The sequence below is a fragment of the Marinobacterium stanieri genome (assembly GCF_900155945.1).
GTDB classification, from domain to species: Bacteria; Pseudomonadota; Gammaproteobacteria; order Pseudomonadales; family Balneatricaceae; genus Marinobacterium; species Marinobacterium stanieri.
In genome coordinates this window covers 66,919-82,576 of the sequence record NZ_FTMN01000005.1, presented here as the reverse complement: position 1 = coordinate 82,576, position 15,658 = coordinate 66,919, and the positions used below count along the sequence as shown (strand labels likewise).

The window sequence follows — 15,658 nt, the reverse complement described above, 5'->3', positions numbered from 1 at the left end:
TGGACCCGCCGCGCCAAAGATTGCACAATGCAGGTTGATGCTAAGCCCGATCGGGAGTCGACCTTGAGCGCCACCAACGCCTCCACCAATTACGTCAACTGGTTCCGTCACTCGTCACCCTACATCAATGCACACCGGGGCAAGACCTTCGTGCTGATGCTGAGCGGTGAAGCCATTGCCGACGACAATTTCGCCAATATCGTGCACGACATTGCCCTGCTCAACAGTCTGGGCGTACGTCTGGTACTGGTCCATGGGGCTCGCCCTCAGGCCGAACAGCGCCTGCAGGCACGTGGCCTGGAAACCCGACTGCACCACGATCTGAGGATCACCACGCCGGAAATTCTCGACTGCGTGATCGAAGCCGTGGGCTGTCTGCGCACCGATATCGAAGCCCGCCTGTCCATGGGACTGGCCAACACCCCCATGCATGGTGCTCGCATCCGAGTGTGCAGCGGCAACTTTGTGACTGCACGGCCTGTGGGAGTGCTGGACGGTGTCGATATGGGCCATACCGGCGAGCTGCGCCGCATCGACCATGACGGCATTCGCCGCATGCTGGACCTGAACCAGATCGTGCTCCTGTCCAACCTGGGCTTTTCACCTACCGGCGAGGTGTTCAACCTGCCGGTGGAAGAGGTGGCCACCCAGGCGGCAATTGCACTCAAGGCCGACAAGCTGATCCTGCTGGGTGCCAACAGCGGTATTCTTGATAGCCGTGGCGAGCTGCGCAGCGAACTGCTGGCCCAGACCGCACGGCGCCTGGTACAGCAGTACCACGCCCAGATCGACGACCCGGAACTGCCATTCACCGAAACCGCCAACCTGCTGGAGTCTGCCGCAACCGCCTGTGAGCAGGGTGTTAACCGCTGCCATTTGATCAGCTACAGCGAGGACGGCGCCCTGCTGAACGAGCTGTTCACGCGCGATGGCCAGGGCACCATGGTGATCAGCCACTCCTACGAGCAGGTCCGTCAGGCCAGCATCGAGGATGTAGGCGGGATTCTGGAACTGATTGCGCCGCTGGAAGAGAAAGGGGTACTGGTACGTCGCTCCCGCGAACTGCTGGAAGCGGAGATTGAGCGGTTTACGGTGGTAGAACGCGATGGTGCCATTATCGGTTGTGCTGCCCTCTATCCCTTCAGCGAAGAGCGGATCGGCGAGTTGGCCTGTGTGGCCATCGATAACAGTTATCGGGGCGGCCAGAGGGGTGACCGCCTGCTGGATGCCATTGAAGATCAGGCCCAGGCGCTGGGGCTGGACCAGTTGTTCGTGCTCACCACCCGTACTGCCCACTGGTTTGTGGAGCGAGGCTTCAATGCCGCCGACAAGGACCGCTTGCCCGCCGGCAAGCAGGCGCTGTACAACCTGCAGCGTAATTCCAAGGTATTCATCAAGTCTTTAGGTTGAGCGGAGCCCCCGGCAGGGTCAGGCGGAAACAGGCGCCCTGCCAGCGCGATTCCTGCACTTCCAGCGCACCATCGTAGCTGCTGATAATATCCACCGCCACGGCCAGGCCTATGCCCTGGCCGGGCTGCCGGGTGTCCAGACGGGCGCCGCGCTCCAGAATCACCTGACGCTGCTCCGGTGCCACCCCGCTGCCATCATCACTGATCTCAAGAATCAGCTCATCCCCTTCCAGGCGCCCCATGACGCCTACACGGCGGAAGCCATACTTGTAGGCATTATCAATCAGGTTGCCCAGCAGCTCCATCAGGTCGCGCTCATCGCCGCTGAAGCCGATGCCCGGCTCCAGCTGTTTGAGTACTTCACGGGGCGTGTCGGCATAAACCTTGGCCATGACCCCCAACAGACGCTCAACGACGGGCTGAACCGGTATCGCCCGTGCCAGATTCTGGCCCTGACTTTTTACGGCGCGCGCCAGCTGATACTGCACGATCTGCTGCATGCGCAAGGCCTGTTCTTCCACCTGCTGGCGATATTCCTGCTCATCCTGAGGCTCTATACCTGCACCGCGAATCACCGCCAGCGGTGTTTTCAGGCTGTGCGCCAGATCTCCAAGGGTATTGCGGTAGCGCTCACGCTGACGCCGCTCGGTTTCCAGCAGCCGGTTCAGACCTGAGGTGACATCCTGTACTTCCACCGGGTAACGCCCTTCGAGGCGCTCAGCATCGCCGGCCTCAATTCGTTTGAGATCATTGGCCAGCAGATCCAGCGGCCTCAGGCCCCAGCGCATGATGTAATACTGCGCCAGCAACGCGACCAGGCAGATACCGCTGAGCCAGCCCAACAGCTGCAGGCTGAAGGTTTTCATTTCGTTGCGCACCTGCTCATCGCTGCGCAAGACTGATATCAGGAAACGTGTTTCGCCGTTACCGCTTTCCCAGACTACCGGGTATTGAAACAGGTAGAGCTTTTGCTCCGGCAGGTGACTGAACAGGGATTGCCCCGGCTGCAGGGCTCGGCTGGGCAGGCGCTGCACCAGTTCGGGAGGAAGGGTTTGACTGGAACGGGAACGCCAGAACAGGCTGCCGTCCTGACCATGTATAAATCCATAAACGCCGGAACTGACACGGCTGAAGCCCGGGTCCAGCAGATGGTCAGGCAGGTTCATACGGCCTTCGCTGTCGACTTCGATAGCACCCAGCAGCAGATATACCTGCAACCGGGCCTGAGACGCTTCGGCACTTTCCAGACTGGAGTTGAACGCCTTGAGCAGGGCCAGGCCCGCCAACACAATCACCAGCGGCAAAATAATGGCCGACGCCCTTAGGAGTCGGCCACGCAGGGAAAGCGGAACGGCGGCTTCAGACACGCTCAGGCAGACGCCTCCAGCGCAAAACGGTAACCCAAGCCGCGCACCGTTTTGATCGGCTGCAGTGTCTGCTCAGGATCGATCTTCTGACGCAGGCGACGCACGAACACTTCCAATACATTGCTGTCGCGGTCATAGTCCTGATGATACAGATGCTCGGTCAATTCGGCCTTGGAAATGGTTTTGCCCGCATTCAGCATCAGGTATTCCAGCGTACGGTACTCGTAGCTGGTGAGGCGGACCTCTGCATCATTCAAGGTCACCACACGGGCACTGGTGTCCAGTTCCAGCGGGCCAAACTTCAGTACCGGGCTGGCATGCCCGGAGGCACGGCGTACCAATGCATTCAGACGTGCCATCAACTCTTCGCTGTGGAACGGCTTGGCCAGGTAATCGTCAGCACCGGCTTCCAGGCCTTCAACCTTATCCTGCCAGTCGCCACGGGCAGTCAGAATCAGCACCGGCAGGCTAATGCCCGCTTCACGCCAGTGACGGATTACGTCGAGTCCGGACACTTCCGGCAGGCCAATATCCACCACTGCCACATCATATTCGTATTCTTCACCCAGATAGCTGGCCTCACGGCCACTCTCGGTTTCTTCGACGGTGTAACCTTTCTGCTCAAGCATCTGCTTGAGCTGGCGCCGCAGATCGGCATCATCTTCAACAATCAACGCTTTCATTCAGCTTGCTCCGGCTGTTCAGGCTGCAACAGGGTTCCGTTGGCAGCATCAATCAAGACATCTCGCACGCGTCCTTGTTCCAGCAGGCGCACCTTATAGACACGTCCACCCTGAAAACGGGTCAACTCGGCGCGAATGACTTCGCCACCCAGTTGCTCACGGGCGATTTCGGACGCCTGCACCAGATTAACGCCGCTCCCCTTGAGAGCACTCGTACCGGCTGCCGGCGGGGCCAGGTTATCCACATCTGCCCAGGCCAGACCTGCCAACAGGCTGCAGATACCGCAGCAACCGAAGATGAGACGAGGCGTACGCGCAGACACCTGATTGATCTCCATTATAAAAGACGTCCTTGTCCATTCCCCGTGCCCGCTAAGGGCACAGGGGTTCAAATTAGCGAAATGCTATAGGGCCGGGCATGAATACTGTCTGAATTCAGTCACAGCGACGGCAGGTGCGGAATCCCAGCAGGCTATACAGTGGGCAGGTACCCGAGATGGCGATCGCAATGATGGGCACGCCAATCAGCCCCCACCAGGTCTGCGGGCCGAAGTAGATCATAATAATGAACACCAGACCGATGAGTACACGTACCAGCTGATCCAAAATACCGATATTCTGTTCCATGAGAGAGCTCCCTCGCTTTCGGTGATTAACCTGAGTCAGACTGCCGGGCACGCTGCCACAGCAGGAGGTAACGCAGGTTGTAGGTAAGTCCCAGCAACAGCACTGGCGGCAGTGTCAGGACAAAAATCCACCCCAGTGCCGGACTGCCCATCGTCTGCCCCAGCCACAGGCTGAGCACGCAGAGAATAGCCAGCGGAATACCCAGCTTCATGCAGCGCCTGAGCCAGGGGTCTGAGTGGATACTTGCCTTCTGTTGCATCAGAATCTCCTTATATGGTTGCCGAGCTTAGAATGGTCGAAGGGTGCAATCAAGCACCGCCGAGTTCCTTCAACGGGTCTGCATGCGGCAGATCAAAGGCCCGTGCCACGCCGGCACAGGTAATACGGCCTGAGTGCACATTCAGACCGGATACAAAGCCGGGCACATCCTGCAGCGCACGGCGCCAGCCATCCTCCACCAGTCGCTCAATATAGGGCAAAGTAGCATTGGTCAGTGCCAGCGTCGATGTCCGCGCCACTGCACCCGGCATGTTGGCAACACAATAGTGGACAATCCCGTCCACTTCGAACACCGGGTCGGCATGCGTGGTAGCATGGCTGGTCTCGAAACAACCGCCCTGGTCAATCGCCACATCCACCAGCACCGCGCCCGGTGCCATCACCGCCAGCATCTTGCGTGTCACCAGTTTCGGCGCGGCTGCCCCCGGCAGCAGCACGGCACCGATCACGAGATCCGACTGCGAAAGCTGCTGCTCAATATTTTCCTGGGTGGAATAGAGGGTCACCAGACGGCCATCGAACTGTTCATCCAGCTGTTTCAGGCGCGAGATCGACTTGTCCAGCAAACAGACCTGCGCCCCCATGCCCAGAGCGATGCGCGCCGCGTTTTCACCGACCACACCGCCACCAATGATCAACACTCGCCCGGGGCTCACACCCGGCACGCCGCCCAACAGCACACCACGGCCGCCGCGGGCCTTTTCCAGGCAGTGGGCACCGGCCTGGACGGCCATGCGCCCGGCCACCTCGCTCATGGGCGCCAGCAGCGGCAGGCCGCCATGCGCATCCTGCACGGTTTCATAGGCGATGGCGGTACAGCCGCTGGCCAGCAGAGCATCGGTCTGGGGCCGGTCGGCTGCCAAGTGCAGATAGGTAAACAGCACCTGATCGGCACTGAGCCAGGCGCATTCACTCAGCTGCGGCTCCTTGACCTTCACAATCAGGTCGGCCCAGGAGAAGACGGCACGCGGATCATCCACCAGCACGGCGCCAGCCTGCTCATAGGCACTGTCGGCAAAACCGGCAGCAGCCCCCGCATTCTGCTCGACCTGGACCTGATGGCCCTGCTCGACCAGCTCACGCACGCCCATGGGGGTCATGCCGACACGGTATTCATGGTTCTTGATCTCTTTGGGGATACCGACACGCATTGTGAGACTCCTTTTCCAGCCTGTTCATGCTTTCCAGTGTAGTTGATCGCGACAGCCTTCAGCGCCCCTCGGCGACGGGACTTTATCTGATATACTCGGGCTTATTTGAAAAACCCGAATTCCGAGGGGAGCCCCATGCCAGAGTATCGTTCCAAGACCTCTACCGCCGGCCGTAACATGGCAGGTGCCCGCGCCCTGTGGCGCGCCACCGGCATGAAGGACGACGATTTCCACAAGCCGATCATCGCCGTTGCCAACTCCTTCACCCAGTTCGTACCGGGACACGTACACCTGAAGGACATGGGTCAGCTGGTCGCACGCGAAATTGAAGCGGCAGGCGGCGTCGCCAAGGAATTCAACACCATCGCCGTGGATGACGGCATCGCCATGGGCCACGACGGCATGCTCTACTCGCTGCCGAGCCGTGACATCATCGCCGACTCCGTGGAGTACATGGTCAACGCTCACTGTGCCGATGCACTGGTGTGTATCTCCAACTGTGACAAGATCACGCCGGGGATGCTGATGGCCTCCATGCGCCTGAATATCCCGGTCATTTTTGTTACCGGCGGGCCGATGGAAGCGGGCAAAACCAAACTGGCCGAGCACAAACTGGATCTGGTCGATGCCATGGTACTGGCTGCAGACCCCAATGCGTCTGACGAACAGGTCGACGCCGTCGAGCGCTCTGCCTGCCCCACCTGTGGTTCCTGCTCCGGCATGTTCACCGCCAATTCCATGAACTGTCTGGCCGAAGCCCTGGGTCTGGCCCTGCCGGGCAACGGTACCGTGGTCGCGACCCATTCTGATCGCAAACAGCTGTTCCTGCGTGCCGGCCGCACCATCGTTGAGCTGGCCAAGAAGTATTACGAAGGCAACGACGAGCGCATCCTGCCCCGTGCGGTGGGTCTGAAGGCATTCGAGAACGCCATGACGCTGGATATCGCCATGGGCGGTTCCACCAACACCATCCTGCACCTGCTGGCCATCGCCCAGGAAGCGGAGATCGACTTCACCATGAAGGATATCGACCGCCTCTCCCGCGTTGTGCCCCAGCTGTGCAAGGTGGCGCCGAATACGCAGAAATACCACATAGAAGATGTACACCGCGCCGGTGGCATCATGGCGATTCTGGGCGAGCTGGACCGTGCCGGCAAACTGCACACCGATGTCCCGACCGTCCACACAGCGACCATGAAAGAAGCGCTGGATCAGTGGGATATCATGCGCAACCCGACGCCCGAGGTGATCGAGTTCTACAAGGCCGGACCGGCCGGTATCCCGACCCAGACCGCCTTCAGCCAGTCGACCCGCTGGCCGACACTGGACGGTGACCGCGAGCACGGCTGCATCCGCTCCATCGAACACGCTTTCTCTCTGGAAGGTGGTCTGGCCGTTCTGCACGGCAACATCGCGCTGAATGGCTGCGTCGTCAAAACCGCCGGTGTGGACGAGTCCATTCTGGTTTTTGAAGGCCCTGCACACGTAGTTGAGTCCCAGGACGATGCGGTTAAACAGATCCTCGACGACCAGGTGAAATCCGGTGAAGTCGTCATCATCCGTTACGAAGGCCCGAAAGGTGGCCCGGGCATGCAGGAAATGCTGTACCCGACCTCCTACCTGAAATCCAAGGGTCTGGGCAAAGAGTGTGCGCTGCTGACCGATGGTCGTTTCTCCGGCGGTACATCAGGCCTGTCCATCGGCCATGTGTCTCCGGAAGCCGCTGCAGGTGGTGCTATCGGTCTGGTCCAGCATGGCGACCGGATCCGTATCGACATCCCCAACCGCACCATTGAAGTGCTGGTATCCGACGAAGAGCTGGCCAAGCGCCGTGCCGAACAGGACAAGCTGGGCTGGAAGCCGGCTCAGGAACGTCCGCGCAAGGTATCCGCTGCGCTCAAGGCCTACGCCAAGCTGGCCACCTCCGCTGACAAGGGCGCCGTACGCGATCTGGATCAGCTCGACTGATCCTGCCCTCGTTACACTGCCGGCCGGTGAGCCTATCACCGGCCGATTTTTCCCTCGCCATTTGCCGTCACCTCAAGGTGCTCAGACCTCTCTCTGGCTACACTGAATAAATCGCTTCGACTAAAGTAGTCCGTGCGCACTTGCGAGTGTAGAATTCGCGCTTTTCAAACTCGCCCTGGGAGAGATAGATGTCCGGCAAGTGGATCACTTTTCTGCTGGCAGTCCTCAGCGCTGCCGGTATCTGGTTTCTGGCACCACTGGAAGCCGAACTGCGCACAGGCCTGGCCATACTGGCCGTGATTGCCATTCTGTGGATGACCGAGACGTTTAACATCACGGTCACTGCGCTATTGGTGCCGGTACTGACCGTGGTGACCGGCGTTTTCGGTGTCGCCGATGCACTGAAGAACTTTGCCAACCCGATTATTTTCCTGTTCCTCGGCGGCTTTGGCCTGGCCGCGGCACTCAATGCACAGGGCCTGGACAAATATATTGCCGGTCATGTGGTCCGCCTGGCCCGTGGCCATCTGGGCGCAGCCGCCTTGCTGCTGTTCCTGACTGCGGCCGGGTTGTCCATGTGGATTTCCAATACCGCCACCACGGCGATGATGCTGCCGCTGGCACTGGGCCTGTTGCGCCAGCTGCCCTATGAGGACAACCAGCGCACCTACTGGTTTGTACTGCTCGGTGTCGCCTACTCCGCCAACATTGGCGGCATCGGCACCCTGGTCGGCTCACCACCCAACGCCATTGCAGCCGCAGAAGTCGGGCTGAGCTTCACCGACTGGCTCAAGTTCGGCATCCCCACGGTGATCCTGTCACTGCCGCTGATGATTGTGGCGCTGTATTTCCTCTGCAAGCCGGAGCTGAGCCACCGTTTCCGTGAAGTGCATCGTCACGACCCGCTGAATACCCAGCAGTGGCTGACCCTGGGTGTGTTTGCGCTGACCGTGGCCATGTGGCTGTTCAGTAAACCGCTGGCGGGGCTGATCGGTATCAGCAAGGGACTGGATTCCATTATCGCGCTCAATGCCATCCTGCTGCTGTGCATGCTGCAGCTGGTGAACTGGAAACAGATCGAAAAGTCGGCGGACTGGGGTGTGTTGCTGCTGTTCGGGGGCGGCCTGACCCTGTCGGCCATGCTCAAGGCAACCGGCGCCAGCGCATTCCTGGCCGGCGGTCTCAGCGAACTCATGGCGGGTGCATCGGCACCCCTGTTCCTGCTGGTCGTGGCGGCCTTCGTGGTGATGCTAACCGAGATTGCCAGCAACACCGCCAGCAGCGCCCTGCTGGTCCCCATCTTTGTCGGTATTGCCGGCAGCATGGGCCTGCCACAGGATGTAATGGCCGTGGTGATCGCCATTGCCGCGTCCTGCGCCTTCATGTTGCCGGTGGCAACACCGCCCAACGCCATCGTCTATGGCTCGGGCTACCTGCCACAGCGGGAAATGATGCGTGCCGGTGTCGTGCTGAACATCATGATGACCGCCGTGATTGCCGGCGGCGCCTGGGCACTGCTGTAAGGCAAGGCGGTTGCCCTCTGGGCGGGTGCAGGCTAGTCCCGCACTCGCTCAGCTCTGCCTTGGCAAGGCGCGAATACGGCCCTGAGGATCGATGGCTACCTGCACACATTCGGTGCGGCTCACCTTGCGCGGCGCCTGACCATCCGGGCAACGTCCCCAGGCTTCCACCTGAATACGCAGCGAACTGTGACCGCGCTCTACCACCTGGGTGTAAAAGCTCAGTATCGTGCCCTGCATCACCGGTGACATGAAGCTCATCGGCCCCACCGATACGGTCGCCACACGGCCTTCTGCTTCTTGCCCGGCACGGATTTCACAGGCCAGTACCAGCTGGGATGCCACCCAGCCACCGTATACGTCGCCAAACATGTTAACGGCCTGCTGACCGGCCGGAAGCTGCAGACTCAGCTCGCCCTCCGGCTGCTGAACCTGATCATCATTTATTGTCATTGTGACTGATCTCTTCTGGTTACTCTGCCACTTGTCACGTGTGCATTGGGTTATTCAGGGTAAATGATACCCCGATTGTGCATCGCACATAATACCTAGGTCGAACCCAATCGCAGCCGTCTCCTAATCTGGACAAATCCGTCAAACTCATTCGTCCATTGTCACTTTTCCGTCATAAACCACCCCTATAGTGCACGCATGTCAAATCACTAACCCGATTCCTAACCAGGAGCCGATGATGAAACCGATGAAAAAGCTGTTTGCTGCTGTGGCAATGACTGCCACCTGCTTCACCGCTCAGGCAAGTGACCTGCTGGACCCGAACCTGCCGACTTACCAGAAAGCCTCTGGTGTATCCGGTAACCTGTCCAGCGTTGGCTCCGACACTCTGGCCAACCTGATGACGCTGTGGGCTGAAGAGTTCAAGCGTAACTACCCGAACGTCAACATCCAGATCCAGGCTGCCGGTTCTTCTACTGCGCCGCCCGCTCTGACCGAAGGTACATCCAACATCGGTCCGATGAGCCGTAAGATGAAGGACAAGGAAATCGAATCCTTCGAGAAGAAATACGGTTACAAGCCGACTCCGGTTGCCGTTGCCATCGACGCCCTGGCTGTGTTCGCACACAAGGACAACCCGATCAAGGGCATGAGCATCGACCAGGTTGACGCTGTATTCTCCTCTACTCGCAAGTGTGGCTCTGCTGCCGATGCCAACAAGTGGAGCGATCTGGGTGTAAGCGGTTCTCTGGCTGACCAGAGCATCCAGCTGTTCGGTCGTAACTCTGTATCCGGTACTTACGGTTACTTCAAGAAAGTCGCTCTGTGTAAAGGTGACTTCAAAAACAGCGTAAACGAACAGCCGGGTTCTGCTTCTGTTGTTCAGTCTGTTTCTACTTCTGTTAACGCTCTGGGCTACTCCGGCATCGGTTACAAGACTGCGTCTGTTCGTGCCCTGCCGCTGTCCAAGAAAGGTACTGACTTCGTAGAGCCGACTCCGGAAAACGCCATCGCTGGCAAGTACCCGCTGGCACGTTCTCTGTACGTTTACATCAACAAGAAGCCGGGTCAGGACCTGCAGCCGCTGGAGCGTGAGTTCCTGAAGCTGGTACTGTCCAAGATCGGTCAGGAAGTGGTCGTGAAAGACGGCTACATCCCGCTGCCGGCCAAGGTTGTTGAAAAGCAGATGAAGGATCTGGGTCTGTAAGCATTACGCACCCGACCTGAGTCATCGAGGGGGAGTCTTAGGACTCCCCTTTTTGTTTTGTTACAGATGTAACAGAGCTGTCACATGTTTGACTTATTGTACCCGCCATACCAAGTTCGACACTTCTCAGGACCCTCGACATGAGTATTGAGCAAACCAACACTGTGCCGGAGCTGGACTTCAACACCCCGGCTCAGCGCCGCCTCCGCCAGGCGCGCATGCTGAAGGACAAGTTGGCCGCCAGCAGCATCGCTATCGGCGGTATCAGCGTGATCCTCGCCGTTGTGATGATCTTCTTCTACCTGCTGTATGAAGTTGCCCCGCTGTTCCGTTCTGCGGAAGTAGCGCCTTGGGGTGGCGAGCAGGAAGTCAGCTATGCCGTGCCTGGCACAGGTTCGACACTCTATCTCGCCGTCGAAGAACAGGCCGAGATCGGTTTTCGTGTCAGCGATGCGGGTGAAATGATCTTCTTTGACACCACCAGTGGTCAGGTGCGCCTGACCGAGCAGCTGGCGCTGCCGGAAGGTGTCGAAATTACCAGTTTCAGCCTGCTCTCCGAAGCCAGTCAGACCTTTGCCTTTGGCCTCAGCGACGGCAGCGCCAAGGTGATCAAGCACAACTACAAGGCCAGCTACCCCAATGGCCAGCGCGTGCTGACACCCGAGCTGGTGTACCCGGTCGGTGAAGCCCCGCTGCAAGTAGCAGACGGCCCGATCCAGCACCTGGCCATCAACGGCAACTCGGACGAGTGGGCGCTGATTGCTCAGAGCGGAAGCACACTGAGCGAGCTGAGCCTGGAAATGACGGAAAACTTCCTCACCGGCGAGGTGGAGATCGAAGAAAGCCGTCGTAACCTGCCGTCGTTCAGCAATGCACCCAACAAACTGGTGATGACACCTGATCATCGCTGGCTGCTGGCCAGTCTGCCGCAGGGCAAGATTGGCGTGATGACACTGGGTAACGAACCGGAAGTCAGCCAGCTGCTGGAAGCCAGCAAGGGCAACCTGACCAGCTTTGAACTGCTGCTGGGCGGCAACTCCCTGATCATCGGTGACAGCAAGGGCCGTCTGTCCCAGTGGTTCTTCGTGCGCGATGATGCCAACGAATATCAGCTGACCCATATCCGTGATTTTGACCATCACGCCAGTGATATCACCAACCTGACCACCGAACAGCGCCGCAAGGGCATCATTACCCTGTCCGCTGACGGTATGCTGAACATCTATAACAGTACCGCCAACCGCCAGGTTCTGAGTGAACCGCTGTTTGACGGTGCTGCTGATGCCATCGCTCTGGCGCCGCGTGCCAACGCACTGCTGGTGCAGCACGGTGACCGCCTGAGCTTCTGGCACGTTGATAACGAGCACCCGGAAATTTCCTGGAGCGCGTACTGGGAGAAAGTCTGGTACGAAGGCTATGAAGAGCCTGAGTACACCTGGCAGTCCTCTGCTTCCAACAACGATTTCGAGCCGAAATACAGCCTGATGCCGCTGGCCTTCGGCACCCTGAAAGCAGCCTTCTACGCCATGCTGCTGGCCACCCCGCTGGCGATCTGTGGCGCCATCTACACCGCTTACTTCATGGTGCCGGCCATGCGCCGCAAGGTGAAGCCGTTCATCGAGCTGATGGAAGCACTGCCGACCGTTATCCTGGGCTTCCTCGCCGGTCTCTGGCTGGCGCCGTTCATGGAAGCCAACCTGGCGGGTATCTTCGTGTGTCTGCTGGTGATCCCTATCGCCATCGTGCTGTTCGGCTTCACCTGGAACAACATGCCCAACAAGATCCGCTTCCTGATTCCGGAAGGCTGGGATGCCGCGCTGCTGGTGCCGGTCGTTATTCTGGCAACCTGGCTGGGCCTGGGTCTGGCCGGTCCAGTGGAAGAAGCCTTTTTTGGCGGCCATATGCCGACCTGGTTGAGCAACGAAGTGGGCATCCCCTACGACCAGCGTAACGCCATGGTTGTCGGTATCGCCATGGGCTTTGCCGTGATCCCGACCATCTTCTCGATCACCGAAGATGCCATCTTCGCCGTGCCCAAGCACCTGAGCTATGGCTCTCTGGCACTGGGCGCCACTGCCTGGCAGACGCTGACCCGCGTGGTACTGCCGACTGCCAGCCCGGGTATCTTCTCGGCGCTGATGATCGGTATGGGCCGTGCCGTGGGTGAAACCATGATCGTACTGATGGCCACCGGCAACACGCCGATCATGGATGTGAACATCTTCGAAGGCATGCGTACCCTGGCCGCCAACATCGCGGTGGAAATGCCGGAATCCGAGGTCGGCAGTACTCACTACCGCACCCTGTTCCTGGCTGCCTTTGTGCTGTTCCTGTTCACCTTCTGTGTGAACACCCTGGCGGAAGGGATCCGTCAGCACCTGCGCAAGAAATACGGTTCCCTGTGATCGCTGAGAGTGAGGATTAGATAAATGCGTTATTCAGTCAGTGAATGGACCAAATCCGGCTCTCCCTGGGTTTGGCTCAACGCCGGTGCCGTGGCGATCTGTGTGATCATGGTCGTCGGCCTGCTGGGTCTGATCGCGATCCGCGGTCTGGCTCACTTCTGGCCCGCCGATGTGCTGCAGGCCACTTACACCCATGACCAGAATCGCCGCATCATGGGCGAGATGGTGCAACAGGAAATGGTGCCGGCCGAGCAGCTGCGTGGCGCCGGCGTCCAGGTTGAAGACGGTGTCGAAGCCATGCGCCGTGACCTGCTCAAGGTCGGTAACCGTGATTTCCTGCCGGCCGACTTCTTCTGGGCCATGGATGACTGGGTCGTCGACAAGACCTACCCGGAAATGATCATGGCCGCCGAGCGCCTGGAGTGGGGCAACTTTTACGGTTACCTGCGCGAAGTGCGCGAGAACGGCGAAACCGTGGCCCGCCACGACGGCTATGACAAGTCCGACGCCTATATGGAGGTCTGGGACGAGTTCCAGCGCCGTATCGACCGTGTACTTGATATCCGTGACCAGATCCTGGAGATCGAAAAACACAAGATCGGCAGCATCAACTACGAGATCGAGCGCCTGCGTCTGAAAGAGCGTTCGCTGGAGCTGAAACAGTCCACCGATGCCGATGCCTATGCTGAAATCGAAGCCCGTCGTGCCGAGCTGAACGCCGACTATGAAGTGCTGCAGCAGGACCTGATCGAGCTCTACGGTCGCATCAACCGCGACAGCTTCACCGCCGAAATTGCCGACGGCCGTGAAGTGGAGATCGACATTGCCAAGGTGGTACGTGCCTTCCTGCCCAACAACATGGGCACCGGCGACAAACTGGTTCACTACGGCGCCAAGCTGTGGGAGTTCCTCTCCGACGAGCCGCGTGAAGCCAACACCGAGGGCGGTATCTTCCCGGCCATCTTCGGTACCGTGATGATGGTGATTCTGATGTCCGTGCTGGTCACCCCGTTCGGCGTAGTCGCTGCGGTCTACCTGCGTGAATACGCGACCCAGGGCTTTATCACCCGCCTGATCCGCATCGCGGTAAACAACCTGGCCGGTGTACCCTCCATCGTCTACGGTGTATTTGGTCTCGGTTTCTTCGTTTACTTCCTGGGCGGCAGCATCGATGACCTGTTCTTCCCGGAAGCCAAACCGGCCCCGACCTTCGGTACCGGTGGTCTGATGTGGGCATCCATCACGCTGGCGCTGCTGACCGTGCCGGTGGTGATCGTGGCCACCGAAGAAGGCCTGGCCCGTATTCCGCGCTCCGTACGTGAAGGTTCTCTGGCCCTGGGTGCGACCAAGTTCGAAACCCTGATGAAGGTAGTGCTGCCGATGGCCAGCCCGGCGATGATGACCGGTGTGATTCTGGCGATTGCTCGTGCGGCGGGTGAAGTTGCCCCGCTGATGCTGGTGGGTGTGGTCAAGCTGGCACCGAGCCTGCCGCTGGACGGTAACTACCCGTTCCTGCACCTGGACCAGAAATTCATGCACCTGGGCTTCCATATCTACGACGTCGGCTTCCAGAGCCCCAACGTAGAAGCGGCACGCCCGCTGGTATACGCCACTGCATTCCTGCTGGTTGTGGTTATTGCCCTGCTGAACTTCTCGGCCATTGCGATCCGCAACCACTTGCGCGAAAAATACAAAGCGCTTGAAATGTAATTGACGGCTCACGAATTCTGAATTGAAGGTTTACAACATGACTAGCGAAGCCAAAACCCACGCTATCGATATCTCTTCCATGCAGCGTGACGACCGTCAGCTGAACCTGGACGACGAGCAGATCACCCTGCAGGTGCAGGATCTGCGCCTGAGCTATGGCGACAAGGAAGCCCTGCACGGCATCAACATGGATATCCCGAAGAACCGCGTAACCGCGTTCATCGGGCCGTCCGGTTGCGGTAAATCCACCCTGCTGCGTTGCTTCAACCGCATGAACGACCTGGTGGACAGCTGTAGCATCACCGGCAAAATGCTGCTGGACGGCGAAAACATCTACGACCGTACCGTTAACGTGGCCGACCTGCGCCGCCGTGTGGGCATGGTGTTCCAGAAGCCGAACCCCTTCCCCAAGTCGATCTATGAGAACGTGGCCTACGGCCTGCGTATCCAGGGCATCAACAAGAAGCGCGTGATCGACGAAACCGTGGAATGGGCGCTGCGCTCTGCGGCACTCTGGGATGAGGTGAAGGATCGTCTGCACGAAAGCGCACTGGGCATGTCCGGTGGTCAGCAGCAGCGTCTTGTTATTGCCCGTACCGTGGCGGTAAAACCGGAAGTCCTGCTGCTCGACGAACCCGCTTCTGCACTGGACCCGATCTCCACACTGAAGATCGAGGAACTGATCCACGAGCTGAAAAACGATTTCACCATCGTTATCGTAACCCACAACATGCAGCAGGCGGCCCGTGTATCCGATTACACCGCCTTCATGTATATGGGTGACCTGATCGAGTTTGGTGCCACCGATGCGCTGTTCACCAACCCCGAGAAGAAACAGACTGAAGACTACATCACCGGCCGTTACGGTTAATTCCAGGG

Annotated in this window: 14 protein-coding genes; 7 read left to right on the top strand and 7 right to left on the bottom strand. The window is 59.2% G+C overall.

The window, feature by feature from the left end; all coding sequences use genetic code 11:
* Positions 1–27 precede the first annotated feature (27 nt).
* A complete protein-coding gene (gene argA / locus BW956_RS12210) occupies positions 28–1,410 on the top strand; it encodes an amino-acid N-acetyltransferase (protein WP_076462978.1) in 1,383 nt (460 codons plus the stop codon).
* Here argA and BW956_RS12205 read toward each other — a convergent pair.
* The 6 genes from BW956_RS12205 to ald form a co-directional block, all read right to left on the bottom strand.
* Complete coding sequence (locus BW956_RS12205; protein WP_076462977.1) at positions 1,394–2,776, bottom strand: ATP-binding protein; 1,383 nt, start codon at positions 2,774–2,776, stop codon at positions 1,394–1,396. The two genes, argA and BW956_RS12205, sit on opposite strands and share 17 nt — an antisense overlap.
* A gap of 2 nt (positions 2,777–2,778) precedes the next feature.
* The gene (locus BW956_RS12200) at positions 2,779–3,459 is read right to left on the bottom strand and encodes a response regulator transcription factor (protein ID WP_076462976.1); all 681 of its coding nucleotides are present in this window, start codon (positions 3,457–3,459) and stop codon (positions 2,779–2,781) included.
* On the bottom strand, positions 3,456–3,797 hold the full coding sequence (locus BW956_RS12195) for a PepSY domain-containing protein (RefSeq protein ID WP_010324539.1): 342 nt from the start codon (positions 3,795–3,797) through the stop codon (positions 3,456–3,458). The genes BW956_RS12200 and BW956_RS12195 overlap by 4 nt, the downstream gene beginning before the upstream one ends.
* 97 nt (positions 3,798–3,894) lie before the next feature.
* A complete protein-coding gene (locus BW956_RS12190; protein WP_010324540.1) occupies positions 3,895–4,086 on the bottom strand; it encodes a YgaP family membrane protein in 192 nt (63 codons plus the stop codon).
* A 25-nt stretch (positions 4,087–4,111) separates the two neighbouring features.
* Positions 4,112–4,345, bottom strand: coding sequence for a hypothetical protein (locus tag BW956_RS12185; protein WP_010324541.1), 234 nt, complete (start codon positions 4,343–4,345; stop codon positions 4,112–4,114).
* Between the two features lie 49 nt (positions 4,346–4,394).
* Positions 4,395–5,516 (bottom strand): alanine dehydrogenase, encoded by a 1,122-nt coding sequence (gene ald, locus BW956_RS12180; protein WP_076462975.1) that lies wholly within the window; start codon positions 5,514–5,516, stop codon positions 4,395–4,397.
* 135 nt (positions 5,517–5,651) lie between these two features.
* Between ald and ilvD the strand changes: the two genes are divergently transcribed.
* On the top strand, positions 5,652–7,484 hold the full coding sequence (gene ilvD / locus BW956_RS12175; protein ID WP_076462974.1) for a dihydroxy-acid dehydratase: 1,833 nt from the start codon (positions 5,652–5,654) through the stop codon (positions 7,482–7,484).
* A 188-nt stretch (positions 7,485–7,672) separates the two neighbouring features.
* The gene (locus tag BW956_RS12170; RefSeq protein ID WP_076462973.1) at positions 7,673–9,007 is read left to right on the top strand and encodes an SLC13 family permease; all 1,335 of its coding nucleotides are present in this window, start codon (positions 7,673–7,675) and stop codon (positions 9,005–9,007) included.
* A gap of 48 nt (positions 9,008–9,055) precedes the next feature.
* Here the strand turns inward: BW956_RS12170 and BW956_RS12165 are convergent, their stop codons facing one another.
* Complete coding sequence (locus BW956_RS12165) at positions 9,056–9,457, bottom strand: acyl-CoA thioesterase (RefSeq protein ID WP_076462972.1); 402 nt, start codon at positions 9,455–9,457, stop codon at positions 9,056–9,058.
* A gap of 238 nt (positions 9,458–9,695) precedes the next feature.
* Here BW956_RS12165 and BW956_RS12160 point away from each other — a divergent pair, with 238 nt between their 5' ends.
* From BW956_RS12160 to pstB, 4 genes are all read left to right on the top strand, one after another.
* The gene (locus BW956_RS12160) at positions 9,696–10,664 is read left to right on the top strand and encodes a PstS family phosphate ABC transporter substrate-binding protein (protein ID WP_076462971.1); all 969 of its coding nucleotides are present in this window, start codon (positions 9,696–9,698) and stop codon (positions 10,662–10,664) included.
* 140 nt (positions 10,665–10,804) lie between these two features.
* Complete coding sequence (locus BW956_RS12155; RefSeq protein WP_076462970.1) at positions 10,805–13,069, top strand: ABC transporter permease subunit; 2,265 nt, start codon at positions 10,805–10,807, stop codon at positions 13,067–13,069.
* 24 nt (positions 13,070–13,093) lie between these two features.
* Complete coding sequence (gene pstA / locus BW956_RS12150; RefSeq protein ID WP_076462969.1) at positions 13,094–14,779, top strand: phosphate ABC transporter permease PstA; 1,686 nt, start codon at positions 13,094–13,096, stop codon at positions 14,777–14,779.
* A 37-nt stretch (positions 14,780–14,816) separates the two neighbouring features.
* A complete protein-coding gene (gene pstB / locus BW956_RS12145) occupies positions 14,817–15,650 on the top strand; it encodes a phosphate ABC transporter ATP-binding protein PstB (RefSeq protein WP_010324549.1) in 834 nt (277 codons plus the stop codon).
* Positions 15,651–15,658: the final 8 nt, after the last annotated feature.